Source organism: Duganella sp. 1224, assembly GCF_013408245.1.
Taxonomy (GTDB): Bacteria; Pseudomonadota; Gammaproteobacteria; order Burkholderiales; family Burkholderiaceae_D; genus Rugamonas.
Map to the genome: position 1 here is coordinate 329,894 of NZ_JACBYS010000002.1, position 16,817 is coordinate 346,710.

Genomic DNA, 16,817 nt, shown 5'->3' on the forward strand with positions numbered 1-16,817 from the left:
AGTCTACGGGAAGGAGGCCGGCGGCAGCTATGAATTTAGCGCCGCCAGCCATGCGGATATCGGATAGCAGGCCGGGCGCCCCTGCTATCAGATAATGATATGGCTCCTTGCGAATTAATCATATTTCCAGTGTGGCGAGCCGCTTTAGACTGAGCGTCTGTTCCCCGAACTCGATCCTGACTTTACCCTATGAAAATCATTAAACTGACGACCTACCGTGTGCCACCGCGCTGGATGCTGCTGAAAATCGAAACCGATGAAGGCGTGGTCGGCTGGGGCGAACCGGTGATCGAAGGCCGCGCCCGCACGGTGGAAACCGCGGTTCAGGAAATGGAACCCTATCTCATCGGCCAGGATCCGTCGCGCATCAACGACCTGTGGCAGACCATGTACCGCGCCGGCTTCTACCGCGGCGGCGCCATCCTGATGAGCGCGATCGCCGGCATCGACCAGGCGCTGTGGGACATCAAGGGCAAGGTGCTGGGCAAGCCGGTGTACGAACTGCTGGGCGGCCTGGTGCGCGACCGCATGAAGATGTACAGCTGGGTCGGCGGCGACCGCCCGGCCGACATCATCGCGCAAATGCGCACGCTGCAGCAAGGCGGCTTCAACACGTTCAAGATGAACGGCACCGAGGAACTGGGCATGCTGGACACCTCGGCCAAGGTCGACGAGGCGGTCAGACGCGTGGCCGAGATCCGCGAGGCGTTCGGCACCACCATCGAATTCGGCCTGGACTTCCACGGCCGCGTGGCCGCGCCGATGGCCAAGGCGCTGCTGCGCGAGCTGGAACCATTCCGCCCGCTGTTCGTCGAGGAACCGGTGCTGGCCGAACAGGCCGAGTACTACCCGCGCCTGGCCGAGATGACTTCGATCCCGCTGGCGGCGGGCGAGCGCATGTACTCGCGCTTCGAATTCAAGAACGTGTTCGCGGCCGGCGGCCTGTCGATCGTGCAGCCGGACCTGTCGCACGCCGGCGGCATCACCGAATGCCTGAAGATCGCCTCGATGGCCGAAGCCTACGACATCACGCTGGCGCCGCACTGCCCACTTGGCCCGGTGGCGCTGGCATCGTGCCTGCAGGTGGACTTCGTGTCGTACAATGCCGTGTTGCAGGAGCAGAGCATGGGCATCCACTACAACAAGGGCGGCGAGCTGCTGGACTACGTCATCAACAAGGAAGACTTCAAGATCGTCGACGGCTACTGCAAGCCGCTGCCAAAGCCCGGCCTGGGCGTGGAAGTGGACGAGGCGCGCGTGATTGAAGCCAGCAAGAACGCGCCCGACTGGCGCAATCCGGTGTGGCGCCACGAAGACGGCAGCGTCGCGGAATGGTAATGTCGACCCGCCTCCGCCTGTGCGCGGCGGTGGTGGCAAGCGTGCTGGCAGCCGGCTTTGCCGGCGCCGGCACGTTGACCATTGACGCCAGCGCCCCCACGCCCGTCCCGCTCAACGCCGCGCTGCGCCTCGGCAGCGCCACCGCGCCGAATGGCGACACGCTCGGCGCCAACGCCCGCTACCTGACCCGCAACGGCGCCCCATGGTTGCCGGTGATGGGCGAATTCCACTACAGCCGCACGCCCGCCGCGCAATGGGAGGCGGAACTGCGCAAGATGAAGGCGGCCGGCATCGACATCGTCGCCAGCTACGTCATGTGGAATCACCACGAGGAAGTGGAAGGCAAATTCGACTGGTCCGGCAACCGCGACCTGCGCCGCTTTATCCAGCTGGCCGGCAAGGCCGGGCTGGATGTCGTCGTCCGTGTCGGTCCGTGGGCGCATGCCGAAGTGCGCTACGGCGGCATTCCGGACTGGGTGGTCAACGCCATGCCGACCCGTTCCAACGATCCGCAATACATGACCTACGTCGAGCGCCTGTACGCGCAGATCGGCCAGCAGCTCAAAGGCCAGTTGTGGAAGGATGGCGGCCACGTGATCGGCATCCAGCTGGAAAACGAGTACAACCTCGATGGTCCCGGCAAGGGCGTGGCGCACATCGCCGCGCTCAAAAAGCTGGCGCTGAAGGCGGGCATGGATGTGCCCTACTACACCGTCACCGGCTGGGACGGCACCATCTACCCGACCGGCGAAGTGACGCCGGTGTTCGGCGGCTACCCGGATGAACCGTGGGGCGTCAGCACCAGGGAACTGCCGCCGAAGGAAACCTATGCGTTCCGCTTCGACACCCGCGTCAGCGGCGACCTGGGCGCGCAAACCGCCGCCCACGCGCCGGGCACCGCCGACACCGACAAGGACGTGACGCCCTTCCTCGGCGCCGAGTATGGCGCCGGCCTGCCATTCATGTACCGCCGCCGCACCGTGGTGTCGGCCGACGACATCGCCTCCATGCTGCCGGTGCAACTGGGCTCCGGCGTCAACCTGATGGGCTACTACATGTTCCACGGCGGCCGCAATCCGCTGAGCCTCGGCGGCACCGGCATGGAGGAAAGCACGCTCAGTGGCGGCTACAACGACACCACCATGATCAGCTACGACTTCCAGGCGCCGCTTGGCCCGGACGGCCAGCAGCGCAAGGTGCTGGAGAAGCTGCGGCCGTTCCATTTGTTCGTCCACGCCTTCGGCTCGCGGCTGGCGCCCATGACCGTGCGCCAGCCGGACGTGTCGCCGGCCAAGCCGGATGATCTGCGCACCGCGCGCTTTGCCGTGCGCAGCGAGGGTGATCGCGGCTTCCTGTTCGTGAACAACCACGTGCGCCAGTACGACATGGCGGCGCAGCAGGCGACGCAGTTCGCGGTCACGCTGCCGGGCCAGCGCATCACGCTGCCGAGCAAGCCGGTGGACATCGCCAACGGCGCCTACTTCATCTGGCCGCTGAACCTGGACCTCGACGGCACCAACCTGCGCTACGCCACCGCGCAGCCTTTGACGCTGCTGGACCAGGGCAAGGCGGGCGTGGTGGCGGTGTTCGGCGCCAGCGCCGGCGTGCCGGTCGAGCTGTCGTTCGACGCCGGCGCGCGCGTTGCGGCGGCGGGCGGCGCGCAAGTGTCGGCCGCCGATGGCCACACGCTGGTGACGGGCGTACAGCCTGGCGCCGGCGCGGCGGTCACGGTGCAGCGCGACGGCAAGCGCCCGCTGACCATCGTGGTGCTGACGGCGGAACAGTCGCAGCAACTCAGCGTGGTGCGGCTGGCCGGCCAACAGCGCCTGCTGCTCAGCGCCGATCAGGCCTACGTGGACGGCAACGCGCTGCAACTGCGCTCGGTCGGCGACAGCACGTTCCGCTTTGCTGTCTACCCGGCGCTGGCGGGTGCGCCGAAAGCCAGCACCACCGGCGCGGCGTGGAGCGCGCAACCGGCGCATGGCGGCAAGGCTGGCGTGTCGCGCGCGGCACTGCTGGCGGCGACGCCGAGCAATGGCGGCGGCGCGGCGGCGGCCGATGCGCCGACCGCCACCGTCGCCCTGCGCGCGGCCGGCAACGACGGCATCTTCCAGGCGTTTGAAGCCACGCTGCCGGCGCACGACATCCGGGCCACGCTGACGCCAACGCGCGAGGCGCAGGAAGCGGCGCCGGTCGTCATCGGCGGCACGGCAAAGGCGGCGATCCAGCCGATACCGGAAAACTTCAAGGCTGCGGGCGCGTGGCAGATCCACGTCCCGCGCGAGCAGCTGAAAGGGCTGGACGACGCGCTGCTGCAGATTGACTTTGTCGGCGACATCGGGCGGCTGTATGCTGGCACCCGCATGCTCGACGACTGGTACTACAGCGGCTACCCGTGGCAGTTTGGCCTGCGCCAGCAAGCCGCGCTGCTGGACCAGCCGCTGACACTGTCGGTACTGCCGCTGCGCGCGGACGCGCCCATCTACCTGCCCAAAGAGGCACGCCCCGATTTCGGCGGCGCGAAGCAGATGGCAACCGTGCGCGGGGTGAAGGTGATTCCGGTGTATCAATTACGCGTTACCCCGTGAGCAGTTCGTTTTAAAAGTGCGCTGCACCTGCCAAACCCGCACACCGCTGCGGCCAGGGTCTGACCCCGTACGGGGTCAGACCCTTTCGGTCGGGGTAGCTCCAAAAAATCGAATGGAGACTCGATATGAAACGTACTTTGTTGGCGGTTGCGGCGCTCTGCGCCGCAACCCTTGCCCATGCCGCTGATCCCATCAAAATCGGCTTCCTCGTCAAACAGGCCGAAGAACCCTGGTTCCAGGACGAATGGCGCTATGCGGACGTCGCCGCCAGGGAAAAAGGCTTCACGCTGGTAAAAATCGGCATCCCCAACGGCGAAAAAACCATGGCCGCCATCGACAACCTGGCGGCGCAGAAAGCCCAGGGCTTCGTCATCTGCGCCCCGGACGTCAAGCTGGGCAAGGCCATCGAGCGCGCCGCCAAACGCAACAACCTCAAGGTCGTCTCGGTCGACGACCGCCTGGTCGACGGCAGCGGCAAACCGATCGAATCCATTCCGCACATGGGCATCTCCGGCTACCAGATCGGCAAGCAGGTCGGCGAGGGCATCGTCGCCGAGATCAAGGCCCGCAAATGGAATATGGCGGAAGTGGGCGCCATCCGCGTCGCCTACGACCAGCTCCCCACCGGCAAGGAACGCACCACCGGCGCGGTCGATGCGCTGAAAGCCGCTGGCTTCCCGGCAGCGAACATCATCGACGCGCCGCAAGCCAAGACCGACACCGAAAACGCCTTCAACGCCGCCAACATCGCGCTGACCAAGAACGCAAAATTCAAGCACTGGGTGGCCGTGGGCCTGAACGACGAGGCGGTGCTGGGCGCCGTGCGCGCCGCTGAAGGACGAGGCATCAAGGCCGACAACATGATCGGCATCGGCATCGGCGGCGCCAAGGCCGCTGAAAATGAATTGAACAAGCCACAGCCAACCGGCTTCTTTGGCTCGGTGATGATCAGCGCTAAAGAACACGGCTACCAGACCTCGGTCAACCTGTTCAACTGGATCACCGGCAAAGCCACACCGCCGGCGGAAGTGCTCACCAAAGGGATGTTGATGACCCGCGCCAACCAGGCCGAGGTCCGCAAAGCGATGGGCCAGTAACCATGGCCGCGTATCTGGAATTCGACCAGGTCAGCAAATTCTTCCCCGGCGTTAAGGCGCTGAACGACGTCAGCTTCGCGGCCCACGCCGGCCAAGTCCATGGCCTGCTGGGCGAGAACGGCGCGGGCAAGTCGACGCTGTTGAAGATCCTCGGCGGCCAGTACAAGCCGGATGGCGGGCGCCTGCTGGTCAACGGCGAAGAGCGCCACTTCAGCAGCGCCAAGGACGCCATCCGCGCCGGCATCGCCGTGATTCACCAGGAACTGCAGTACGTGCCGGAGCTGACGGTGGCCGAGAACGTGCTGCTGGGCCGCATGCCGACCCGCTTTGGCTTGCTGGACAAGCGCGCCGCGCACCGCATGGTGGCCGAACGCCTGGCCGCCATCGGCGTGGACCTGTCCCCCGCCGCGCGCCTGGCCGACTTGTCGATCGCGCAGCGGCAGATGGTGGAGATCTGCAAGGCCATCATGCAGGAGGCGCAGGTCATCGCCTTCGACGAACCCACCTCCTCGCTGTCGCACCGCGAGACCGAGATCCTGTTCCGCCTCGTGAAAGACCTGCGCGCCAACGGCCGCACGCTGATCTACATCTCGCACCGGCTGGAGGAGCTGTATGCATTGTGCGACGCCTGCACCATCTTCCGCGACGGCCGCAAGATCGTCACGCACGATGTGATGGCCGAGGTGCCGCGCGATCGCCTCATCAGCGACATGGTCGGCCGTGAACTGAGCGACATCTACGACTACCGCGAACGCCCGCGCGGCGCGGCGCGCCTGCAGGTACAGGGACTGGACGGCAAACACCTGCAAGGCCCGCAAAGCTTCAGCGTGCACGCGGGCGAGGTGCTGGGCTTCTTTGGCCTGGTCGGCGCGGGACGCAGCGAGTTGATGCGCCTGCTGTACAACGCCGACGCGCGCAGCGGCGGCACGGTGCTGCTGGACGGCGCGCCCGTGGCCACGGGCGGACCGGCGGACGCCATCGCCGCCGGCATCGTGCTGTGCCCGGAGGACCGTAAGGAACAAGGCATCCTCGCCACCGCCTCGGTGGCGGAAAACATCAACATCAGCGTGCGACGCAATGACCTGCGCGGCGGCATATTCCTGCGCCACCAGCGCGAGGCGGCGCTGGCGGATGACTTCATCGCCCGCCTGCGCATCAAGACGCCCCATCGCCAGCAGGAGATACGACTGCTTTCCGGCGGCAACCAGCAGAAGGTGATCCTGGCGCGCTGGCTGGCCGAGCCGGGACTGAAGGTGCTGATACTGGACGAGCCGACGCGCGGCATCGACGTCGGCGCCAAAAACGATATCTATCGCATCATTCACGAGGTGGCGGAACGCGGCTGCTGCGTGATCGTGGTGTCGAGCGAGCTGCCGGAGGTGCTGGGCATCGCCGACCGCGTGATCGTCATGCGCGAGGGGGCCATCTGCGGCGAACTGCCGCGCGTCCAGGCCACCGAAACCGCGGTGCTGCGTCTCGCCCTGCCCGACAATGCCGCCCCCTCCACCGCCGCGCCAAGCGCCGCCGTGCCGCCCGCCGCTGTGCCGCCCGGCGCCGCTGCCATGCCGCCCGGCGCCGTGGCCGATGCGCCGGCCGCGCACCTTGAATCGCCTGCCCAACCTGCACGGAGCAACGCATGAGCGCCTCACAACTGAAATCCGCCACCGCCGCCTCGCCGCTGGTCTCGCGCCAGTGGTTGTCCGACTACAGCATGCCGCTAGCCTACCTGGTGCTGTTTGCCGTGCTGTCGGCCACCGTGGAAAACTTCTTCTCCGTGACCAACGTGGTCGGCCTGATGCTGTCGGTCGCGCAGATCGGCATGGTAGCCTGCACCATGATGCTATGCCTCGCCTCGCGCGACTTCGACCTGTCGGTCGGCTCCACCATCGCCTTCGCCGGCGTGCTGGGCGCCATCGTGCTGGAACGCAGCGGCAGCGTAGCGATCGCGGTCGCCGCCGGTCTCGGCGCCGGCGCGCTGATCGGCGCGCTGAATGGTGTGTTGATCGCCTACCTGCGCATCAACGCGCTGATCGCCACCCTGGCCACCATGCTGATGGTGCGCGGCCTGGCCTTCATCGTCTCCAAGGGCCAGGCGGTCGGCATCAACGACGACAGCTTCATCGACTTCGGCGACACCCGCCTCGTCGGCCTGCCGCTGCCGGTGCTGGTGGCCGGCGCCTGCTTCATCGTCTTCGGCATCCTGCTCAACCAGACCGTCTTCGGCCGCAACACGCTGGCCATCGGCGGCAATCCGGAAGCGGCGCGGCTGGCCGGCGTGCGCGTCGAACGGCTGCGCGTCTGGATCTTCCTGCTGCAAGGCGTGGTGACGGCGATGGCGGGCCTGATTCTCGCCTCGCGCATCACCAGCGGCCAACCGAATGCCGCGCAGGGCTTCGAGCTGGATGTGATTTCTGCCTGTGTGCTCGGCGGCGTCTCGCTACAAGGCGGCAAGGCGCGCATCTTCGGGGTGCTGATCGGGGTGCTGATCATGGGCACGGTGGAAAACGTCATGAACCTGCTGGACGTCGACGCCTTCTACCAATACCTGATGCGTGGCCTGATCCTGCTGGTGGCCGTGCTGCTCGACCAGTTGAAGACGCGCGGAGAGCGGCGCTAAGCATCAAGGTCAGGGGCCCGGGCGCGCGCGCCGCAGTTGGTTGGCGCGCAGCACGCGCGCATGCGCCTGATGGCCAATCGCCAGCCTGCGCAGCGTCAGCACCGCCAGCACGGAGCCCAGTGCCGGCACGCCGAACGCCAGCACCTGCATGCCCCGCACCACGGACAGCGACTGCGCCAGGCCCGGCACGTAGCCGAGCGCGCCCAGCGTCCAGCCGATGGCCGCCGACGATGCCGCCGCCCCGGCCTTGAGAATCACCAGCACGGTGGCGAAGGTGGCCGTCTCGCGCCGCTCGCGGTGGCGGAACTCGGCGAAGTCGATGACGTCGGCCAGTATCCCCCACGGCAGCATGAAGATGCCGCCGAAGCCGACGCCGGTCACGGCCGCCGCCGCAAGCAGCGGCGCCGGCCTGGCGTCGGCCAGCGCGCACAGGGCGATGCCGCCCAGCGCCACACCATGGCTGACCGCCAGCAGCCGTGTCTTGTCGTGATGGCGGATCATGAAGATCCACCAGACCGCGCCGGCAAACTGCCCCAGCGTCAGCATGAACAGTACCCTGCCCGCCAGCGCCGGCTGATGCCAGGCGTAGGTGGCCACGTACAGCATCATCTTGCCGAACACCGGCGTGGCGAAGCCGGTCACGCCGGCGATCAGCGCCATCGCCGCGAACAGCCGATCCAGCCGCGGCAGGAAGACGGCGCCGGCCGGGCGCCGCGCCCCCGCGCCCGGCGCGCCCGCCGCGTCAAGCTCCTCGCGCGACGACCACGCGGCCAGCAGCATGGCCCCGCAGAACAGCAGGCCGCCGGCCATGCCCAGCCACGCCAGCTGCCCCGGCGCGGCGTGCTGGCCCGGCTGGGCGTGCTGGCCGGCGCCGCCGACCAGCGGCACTACCACCGTTGCGATCACCACGCCGGCCGCCGAACTGAACACGGTTCGGTAGCCGGACGCCCGCCCGCGCGCGCGGCTGTCGCTGGTGATGCGCGCCAGCAGGCTGTTATGCGGCACATCGATCACCGCATAGGCAGCGCGGAACAACAGGATCGCCGCGCCGCTCAGCGCCAGGCTGGCGTGACCCAGCAACGGCAGGCTGAAGATCAACGCGAAGGCCAGCGCGCACGGCAGCGTGCCCAGCACGATCAGGCGGCGGTAGCCGATGCCGCTGTGTTGCGCGCGGCTGGCCAGCAGGCCGGCACCGAGGTCCAGCAGCAGATCGCCGCAGAACACCACCGCCATCAGCACGCTGACCTGCTGCGCCGGCACGCCCAGCAGGTCGGTCAGCAGGAACAGCAGCGTGACGTCGACACTGCCCAGCAGCAGATTCTTGCCGAAGTTGCCGACCGAGTAGCCGATCAGGTGACGGTCCCGCGTCAGCAGATAGCGGTGGCTGCCCATGGCGCCCTACCAAAACGAGACGGCGGTGGAAGCGTGGATCGGCAGCAGCGCCGCGCCCAGCGCGATCGAACTGCCGCCCAGCCGCGACACGCGGATGGCGGCGGCCGGCCGGTGCGGCGGCCAGTGCAGCTGTCCCTGGTTGAGGCGCGCGGCCAGCCGCGTCATGATCGATTGCGGCAGCGGGCTGGAAAAGATGATCTCGCCCGGATCGAACCACGAAATGGCGCTGTTGACCACCAGCTCCAGCTGGCCGGCGGCGCGCTCCAGCCAGCGCTCGATCAGCGCCTCGTGGCCGGCAATCGCCTGGTCACAATGCGCCACCGACTGGATCTGGCAACCGGCCTCGCGCAGCACCGACAGCAAATCCATGGTGCTCGGGCGCGGGCGGTCCATCGGGTACAGGCCGCCGATGTCGCCGGCGCCGCCGAATTCCCCCTTCAGCAGGCGGCCGTCCTCGATCACGCCGGCGCCGATACCGTAACCGAGCAGGAACACCACCACCGTCGCCGCGCGCCGCACGGTGTCGTCCAGGTAGTACTCGGCCAGCGCCGACAGGTTGGCGTCGTTGTCCAGCATGGTCGGCAGGCCGAGCGCGTCGTCGAGGATCTGGCGCAGCGGCACGTCGCGCCAGCCCGGCAGGTCGTTGACGATGTTCCAGCGGTCGCCCGCGCGGCCCGTCGGCGGCCCCGGCAGGCCGATGCCGACGCCCAGGAAACGTCCGCCCAGCAATTTGTGCCGCACCGACAGCTCGGTGATGCGCTGCTCCAGCAGGCGGGCGAAGGCCAGCGGGTCCGGCGCGCCGACGTCCTCGCTGGTCAACGAGATGATGCCGCCGGCGTAATCGACCAGCGCGATCTCCAGCACGCCCTTGTGCACGGTGGCGCCGACGGCGAAGCCGCCGGCCGGCGAAATCGTCAGCGGCACGGTCGGCCGGCCGCGGCCGCTGACATCGGCCGACGCCTGCTCCTCCACCAGCCCCAGGCTGATCAGGTTGCGCGACAGCTTGGTCAGCGCCGAATTGCTGACCTGTAGCGCCTGCGACAGCTCGGTGCGCGGCATCGCGCCCTGCGTGCGCAACTGCCATAACAAACGTTTTTCTTCTGAAGACAGTTTTAGTCGCGCAATTTTCATACAAACGCTGGCAAACAGACAATTCTTGTCACACAATTGTCATATTCTATTTATTTCACAAGTAATAAATAATTATACCGAAAACGCCGCCCTATACTCGCCGCCAGTTGCCTTTCCCCCTACCCAACTGGAGAAACAGATGAGTACCAAAAAGAAGATGCTGGCGCACGCCATCAGCATGGCGTGCGCGGTAGCCGGCCCCGCGCTGGCACAGGACGTGACGCCCGCGCCAGCGCCGGCGCCAGATGTGCCCGCAGCCGAGGTCGATAGCGTGGTGGTCACGGGCTCGGCCCGCCCGCAGCGCCGCTTCGACGTCTCGTACGCGGTCAACGCGCTGTCGCAGAACGAGGTGCAGAAGCTGGCGCCGCAGAACATGGCCGACCTGCTGGGCAAGCTGCCCGGCATCCAGGTCGAGGCCACCGGCGGCGAGGTGCAGAACATCACCCGCGTGCGCGGCATCCCCACCGACGACGGCCTGGCGCTGTTCCAGCAGGATGGACTGCCGCTGTTCACCGAAATCAACGGCTTCTTCTTCCGTGGCGACAGCCTCAACCGCTACGACCTGATGACCAAGAGCCTCGAAGTGGTGCGCGGCGGCCCTGCCTCGATCTACGCCAGCCAGGCGGCGGCCATCGTCAACAGCACCACCGTCACCGGCACCGACAAGACCAAGGGCAAGGCGCAGGTGACGCTGGGCACCACCGGCCTGGCCCGGCTCGACCTGTACCAGGCCGGCAAGATCGACGACCAGACCTTCTACGCGGTCGGCGGCTTCATCCGCCAGGACGACGGCCACCGCGACAACGGCTTCCCCAATGACAAGGGCGGCCAGATTCGCGGCAACCTCAAGCGTGTGCTGGAGCACGGCACGCTGACCGTCAGCGCCAACTACCTGAACGACCACAACACCTTCTACCTGCCGATTCCGATCGCCGATCCGCGCAATCCGGCGGTGTCGCTGAACCAGTACATCGATTACTTCGACGGCACCATGAATTCGCCGGCGCTGCGCAACGTGCCGATCAAGTACCGCGACGGCAGCGGCAAGCTGGCCACCGACACGCGCGACCTGGCTGATGGCCGCCATCTGCAATACGGCAACCTCGGCGTCCAGTACGAGGGCGAACTGGGCCAGTGGCTGCTGTCGGCCAAGGCCGGCGCCACCAAGGGCACGCTGGACTTCGACGCCTTCTACTCCACCTCCAACCCGGCCGACGCCACACAGTTCGCCAACGGTTTCCTCAACGCCGCGAAAAGCGCGTTCGGCGCGGTCGACCATCTCGGCTACGCGATTGCCGGCAGCAACGGCGCCCAGGTCTACAACCCGGCCGCCGCCTCGGGCCTGGTGATGCAGGCGCAGTATCGCGCCGCCGGCTCGGACTTTTATTCCAACCAGGCCGACATCAACCTGACCCGCAACTTCCAGACCGGCAGCGGCAGCCACGACGTCAAGCTGGGCGTCTACCTGAGCGGCTACGGCCAGACCAGCAAGTCGGTCTACAACGACATGCTGATCGAGGTGCACGGCCAGCCGCGCACGCTGGACCTGGTGGCCTACTCGGCCAGCGGCGCGGTGCTCGGCGCGGTGACCGACAATGGCGTGCTGCGCTACACCACCACGCTGAACCAGGGCGACGTCGACGCGCGCATGGGCGCTTTCTACGTCAACGACACCTGGGAAGTGACGGACCGCCTGCGCCTGGATGGCGGCGTGCGCCGCGAGCGCTATCACTACGACGGCTACGCGCTGCTGACCAACCAGGTCAACCTGGGCGATCCAAAGACGCTGGCCGACGACACCACGCGCGCCTTCACCGGCGGCGTGCAGGCGCACAAGTACAACGTCAATACCATCAACTGGACGCTGGGCGCCAACTACGACTTCACCCGCCAGCTGGGCGCCTATGCGCGCGCCTCGCACCTGGAAGTGCCGCCGTCGATGCAGGTGGCGGCGTCGGTCGACCCGCTGGTGCTGAAGACCAAGGCCAACCAGTTCGAGGTGGGCTTCAAGGCCACCGCCGGCCGCTCCTATTTGTACGTGACCGGCTTCTACACCCAGTTCAATCCGCTCAACGCCTCGTTCGTGGCGTTCAACCCGGCCACCGGCCGTAACGACCAGACCGTGCCGTTCTTCGGCAAGGCGGTGGTCCGTGGCGCCGAGCTGGACGGCGCGCTGGCGCTGGGTTCGCGCTTCTCGCTGGCCGGCTCGCTGACGGTGCAAGACCCGCAATACCGCGACTTCGTCAACGCCACCGGCGCCGATCCGTCCAAGGTGGTGGGCAACCAGATCATCCGCGAGCCCAAGGTGTTCGGCAACATCCGCCCCAACTACGACTTCAACGTGCGCGATTACCTGGTCGAGCTGTACGGCAGCTATGCCTACACCGGCAAGCGCTATGTCGACTTCTTCGAGGCCACGGCGCTGCCGGCCTACCACTCGCTGGGCGCCGGCGTGTCGGTCACACGCGGCGACTGGAAGCTGCAGCTGTCCGGCGACAACCTTACCAATGCGAAAGGCTTGACCGAAGGCAACACGCGCACTGATACACTGGCGGGCCAGGGCAGCCAGCAGGCCATCTACGGACGTCCCGTCTTTGGCCGCAGCTTCCGCCTGGTCCTGAGCAAAGCATGGTGAACCGAATGATCAAGAAAACTGTATTGCCGCTGTCCTTCGTCCTGTCGCTCGCCTGGTCGCTGCCGGGCGGCGCGGCCCCGGTCACCGACCAGCACTGGTCGCTGCTGGCGCGCCAGCTGTTCCCGGCGCTGACCGACCTGGGCAACGCCCGCCTCGCCACCGCCAACGCCGTGCTGGCCACGCGCCGCGCCCGCATCGACGCCTGCCAGCAGGCGCCGGCCTGCGTGCTGAACGCCGGCCTGTGGAACGAGGCAGAGATCAGCGAACTGGCCGCTGTCGCCGCCAAGGCCCCGGCCTCGGCCTGGCACAAGCCGGCGCTGGCCGACGATGGCATCCCGGCCCAGGTGGGCCGCGAGCTGCGCGGCCTGAACGGCATCCTGCAAGTGTACGGCCTCGGCGCAGCGCCGCACTACCCGCTGATCGACGGCCCGCTCGACGCCGCCGGCACGCCGCGCTTCAGCGCCACCGTGGCCGACGCCGTGGCGCTGGCCGCGGCCGGCGCCGACGATCCGGCGCTGGCGCTCGACGCCAGCCTGCGCCTGGCGGTGGCGCTGCTGGACGCCAACGGCCGCGACGACGCGGTCGCCTTCGAGCCGCTCGACCCGCAGCACAACGCGGCGGCGCTGGGCCGCGCCCACATCATCGACTGGACGCTGTACCGCTACACGGCGATCATCATTCCCGGTATCGGCCCGGAAAACGCGCTGCCGCTCAGCCCGCGCGGCAAGCTGAACGTGCGCATGGCCGCCAAGCGCTTCGCCGACGGCGAGGCGCCGTTCATCATCCTCAGCGGCGCCTCGGTGCACCCGCGCGGCACCCGCTACGTGGAGGCGGTGGAGATGCGGCGCGCGCTGATCGAGCGTTACGGCGTGCCGGCCGAGTCCATCATCATCGAGCCGTACGCGCGCCACACCACCACCAACCTGCGCAACGTCACGCGCCGGCTGGTGGCGATGGGCGCGCCGCTGGACAAGGACAGCCTGATCATCACCAACACCAGCCAGAGCGGCTATATCGAGAGTCCCGAGTTCTCGGCCCGCAACCAGAAGGAGCTGGGTTATTTGCCGGGCAAGGTGGGCGCGCGGCTGTCGCCGACCGAGCTGACCTTCCGGCCGTCGGCCAAGTCGCTGCGCATCGACCCGGCCGATCCGCTCGATCCCTGAGCGGTGGCGCCGAACCACGGCGCGGCGGCGCGCGACAGGTCATCGTTGCCGTCGCCGTCATACCAAGCGATCACGCCATCCGGCCGCACCAGCAGCGCGTGGTAGCCGAGGCGCTCCGCCACCGCGCCGCTGACGTAGCGGATGCCATGCCGGCGCGCCCAATCGCGGCGCGCCGGATCGGCATCGAAGTCCAACAGCATGCCGTGGCCGTCGCGCAGCATCTGATTCACCGTCACGCCATCGATCACAACATTCGGCACGCTGCTGGCGTGGATGCCCCACACGCGGCTGGCGACGTAGGTCGCGCCATCGCGCGTGCCGATTAGATCGCGGAAGATGGCATGCAGCGCGCGCGCCTCGGGGCCGGGGCGCATGATGGCCACCTGTGCGCGCGACCAGTCCAGCACACGCTCGCCGAGCGGATGGCGCTCCGCCTCGTAACTATCCAGCAGCCCATCCGGCGCATCGCCGCGGGCGGTGGCGGCCAGCTTCCAGCCCAGATTCATCGCATCGCCCAGCCCCAGATTCAGTCCCTGCCCGCCCAGTGGCGAATGGATGTGCGCGGCGTCGCCGGCCAGCAGGATGCGGCCGTTGCGGTAATGGGTGGCCTGGCGCGCGCGATCGGTCCAGGTGCTGGCCACGTGCAGCGCGGTGATGGTCACGTCCAGGCCGGAGATATGGCGCAGCACCGCCTGCGCATGCTCGCGCGTGACCGCCTCGCCGCGCTGATGAAACGCGCCGCCGTCAAAATCCTGCAGCACCAGGTAGCCGGGCTGCGACTGCAGATACATGCCGCGCGGCGTGACGTGGCGGCCGACGCCCAAGGGCTCGGCGCCGGCCAGCTCGGCGTGCAGCGTGTAGCCGGTGAACGCCGGCTCGGTGCCGGCGAAATCGAAACCGCCGGCCTTGCGCACCACGCTGCGCGCGCCATCGCAGCCTACCAGCCAGCGCGCGCGGAAGGCGGCGGCGCCGGCGTGCACGGTGACGCCGGCAGCATCCTGTCCGGCCCCGATGACGCCGGCGCCACGGCGGATCGCCACGCCCAGCGACTGCGCGCGGCGTGTCAGCAGCGCCTCCAACTGCGCCACTTCGACCGGCAAGGTGAACGGCGTGGACGTCGGCAAGCGGCGCGGCCATTGCGCGGTATCGATATCGGACTGCAGGAACGGAATACCGGCGAAGTGTCCACCCTGTCCTGCGCCCACGTGGCCGGCCGGATGCCGCTGCGGCACCTCAAGCTGCTCAAGCAGCCCGCGCCGGTCCAACGCCTCGATCGACGGCGCGTTCAAGCCGCGCAGGCCAAACGGTAGCCGCTTCAACGGCGCGTCCGGCCGCGCCGCCTGCTCCAGCACCAGCACGGCGCAGCCGCCCAGCGCCAGCTCGCCAGCGAGAAACAAGCCGACCGGGCCGGCGCCAGAAATAATGATGTCGTAAGTTTTCATGCCCGCCAGTCTAAGCAGCGCCGGCCCGGCCGGATTGTACAAACGCGACAAACCCCAACATCGGGGTCAGTGCCGACATTCGGACACGAACACAACCGTAATGCCGCTCTACGGTTGTGTTCGTGTCCGAATGTCGGCACTGACCCCGGTTTTAGGTTTTACGGGCGGCGCTTGCGGGCGAAGGCGGCCGGTGTCATGCCGCTGTAACGCTTGAACTCGCGCGTCAGGTGCGACTGGTCGGTGTAGCCCAGCGATTGCGCCAGCGCGGCCAGACTGGTGTCCGGTTCGGCCCACAGCCGGTTGCGCGCCTGCTCGAAGCGCATCAGCCCCGACACGTCCTTCACCGTCCGGCCGGACGATTGCTTGAACTTGCGCTCCAGCGTGCGCACCGTCGCGTGCGCGGCCGCCGCCACCGCGCTGACCGGCAGCGCGCCGCGCGCGGCCAGCATTGCCGCGCCGGCCTTGAACAGCGTGCCGTCCGGCGCGGCCGGCGGCGCGCCGCTGAAATAGCGCGCCAGCAAGGCTACCGCGTCGTCGATGCTGCCCTCGGCCACACACGCCGCCAACGGCGTCTGCAGCCGCGCCACCGGATGCGCGAACGTCCGCACGCCTTCCCGTCCCGGCGGCAGGCCGAGCAGCTCGAACACCGTCCAGGGATAGCAGCGCACGCCCAGCACGTCCAGCGGACCATCGGTGGTCAGCACCACCGGCTGGTCGAGCAGGCCCATCAGGAACGGCGACGGCAGCGGCTTGCCATCGAGATAACAGCTGCCGACGTAAAAGATGATTTCCGCATACCCGTCGGGCACGATCTCGAAACGCGGTCCGGTGAACGGCCGGCGCGTATGCCACAGGCAGCGGATGGCGCCGCGCAGCGCCTCCGGCGGCGCAAATTCACGGTGCAGAGCATGTGTTGTAGTCATATCGATACTATTTTCGCTTCTTTTTGAGGTTTCGCAAGCTTGCGCGCCTTGAAATGCCCCAAGGTCATCCCTATAATTGGCACTCGTTAGGGATGAGTGCTAACAACACACCCAACTACCAACACACTGTATCATTGCTAAAAAATTAAGGAGTTTTGTATGAACCTTCGCCCTTTGAACGATCGCGTCATCGTCAAACGTCTGGACCAAGAGACCAAAACTGCGTCCGGCCTGATCATCCCTGATGCGGCTGCTGAGAAACCAGACCAAGGCGAAGTCCTGGCTGTTGGCAATGGCAAGATCCTGGACGACGGCAAAGTCCGTCCGCTGGATGTCAAAGTAGGCGACCGCGTCCTGTTCGGCAAGTACGCCGGCCAGACCGTCAAGATCGACGGCCAGGAACTGATGGTCATGCGCGAAGAAGACATCATGGCGATCGTCACCAAGTAATGCTTGGCTGAACTGATCCCACCTAACACCTCAAGGAGTAA

Annotated in this window: 11 protein-coding genes and 1 pseudogene; 8 read left to right on the forward strand and 4 right to left on the reverse strand. The window is 67.5% G+C overall.

What is annotated here, in order from left to right:
• Window positions 1-189: 189 nt before the first annotated feature.
• From dgoD to araH, 5 genes and pseudogenes are all read left to right on the forward strand, one after another.
• Window positions 190-1,338, forward strand: a complete 1,149-nt coding sequence (dgoD, locus tag FHW58_RS13565; protein ID WP_179673673.1) for a galactonate dehydratase — start codon at window positions 190-192, stop codon at window positions 1,336-1,338.
• Window positions 1,338-3,926, forward strand: coding sequence for a beta-galactosidase (locus FHW58_RS13570; RefSeq protein ID WP_179673674.1), 2,589 nt, complete (start codon window positions 1,338-1,340; stop codon window positions 3,924-3,926). The genes dgoD and FHW58_RS13570 overlap by 1 nt, the downstream gene beginning before the upstream one ends.
• Before the next feature lie 125 nt (window positions 3,927-4,051).
• Window positions 4,052-5,023 carry an arabinose ABC transporter substrate-binding protein gene (locus tag FHW58_RS13575; RefSeq protein WP_179673675.1) on the forward strand — a complete coding sequence of 324 codons (972 nt, stop codon included), beginning with the start codon at window positions 4,052-4,054 and terminating at the stop codon, window positions 5,021-5,023.
• Between the two features lie 2 nt (window positions 5,024-5,025).
• Window positions 5,026-6,534: pseudogene (gene araG, locus FHW58_RS13580) on the forward strand (L-arabinose ABC transporter ATP-binding protein AraG); the annotation flags it as partial.
• Window positions 6,535-6,659: 125 nt separating this feature from the next.
• Window positions 6,660-7,640: an L-arabinose ABC transporter permease AraH gene (araH, locus tag FHW58_RS13585; protein WP_179673677.1), complete on the forward strand. Its 981-nt coding sequence runs from the start codon at window positions 6,660-6,662 to the stop codon at window positions 7,638-7,640.
• A gap of 9 nt (window positions 7,641-7,649) precedes the next feature.
• Here araH and FHW58_RS13590 read toward each other — a convergent pair whose 3' ends face one another.
• Together FHW58_RS13590 and FHW58_RS13595 are read right to left on the reverse strand one after the other, a co-directional pair.
• Window positions 7,650-9,032 (reverse strand): MFS transporter, encoded by a 1,383-nt coding sequence (locus tag FHW58_RS13590; protein WP_179673678.1) that lies wholly within the window; start codon window positions 9,030-9,032, stop codon window positions 7,650-7,652.
• A gap of 6 nt (window positions 9,033-9,038) precedes the next feature.
• Window positions 9,039-10,163 carry an ROK family transcriptional regulator gene (locus FHW58_RS13595; protein ID WP_179673679.1) on the reverse strand — a complete coding sequence of 375 codons (1,125 nt, stop codon included), beginning with the start codon at window positions 10,161-10,163 and terminating at the stop codon, window positions 9,039-9,041.
• Between the two features lie 139 nt (window positions 10,164-10,302).
• On the opposite strand from FHW58_RS13595, the gene FHW58_RS13600 reads away from it, so the two are divergent.
• Both FHW58_RS13600 and FHW58_RS13605 read left to right on the forward strand, forming a co-directional pair.
• Window positions 10,303-12,798 carry a TonB-dependent receptor gene (locus FHW58_RS13600; RefSeq protein WP_179673680.1) on the forward strand — a complete coding sequence of 832 codons (2,496 nt, stop codon included), beginning with the start codon at window positions 10,303-10,305 and terminating at the stop codon, window positions 12,796-12,798.
• 5 nt (window positions 12,799-12,803) lie between these two features.
• Window positions 12,804-13,961, forward strand: a complete 1,158-nt coding sequence (locus FHW58_RS13605; protein WP_179673681.1) for a YdcF family protein — start codon at window positions 12,804-12,806, stop codon at window positions 13,959-13,961.
• Here FHW58_RS13605 and FHW58_RS13610 read toward each other — a convergent pair.
• Window positions 13,856-15,403 carry an FAD-dependent monooxygenase gene (locus FHW58_RS13610; protein WP_179673682.1) on the reverse strand — a complete coding sequence of 516 codons (1,548 nt, stop codon included), beginning with the start codon at window positions 15,401-15,403 and terminating at the stop codon, window positions 13,856-13,858. The two genes, FHW58_RS13605 and FHW58_RS13610, sit on opposite strands and share 106 nt — an antisense overlap.
• A gap of 158 nt (window positions 15,404-15,561) precedes the next feature.
• Window positions 15,562-16,326 (reverse strand): helix-turn-helix domain-containing protein, encoded by a 765-nt coding sequence (locus FHW58_RS13615; RefSeq protein WP_218892758.1) that lies wholly within the window; start codon window positions 16,324-16,326, stop codon window positions 15,562-15,564.
• Window positions 16,327-16,485: 159 nt separating this feature from the next.
• On the opposite strand from FHW58_RS13615, the gene groES reads away from it, so the two are divergent.
• Window positions 16,486-16,776 (forward strand): co-chaperone GroES, encoded by a 291-nt coding sequence (gene groES / locus FHW58_RS13620; RefSeq protein ID WP_161015212.1) that lies wholly within the window; start codon window positions 16,486-16,488, stop codon window positions 16,774-16,776.
• The last annotated feature ends 41 nt before the right edge of the window (window positions 16,777-16,817 follow it).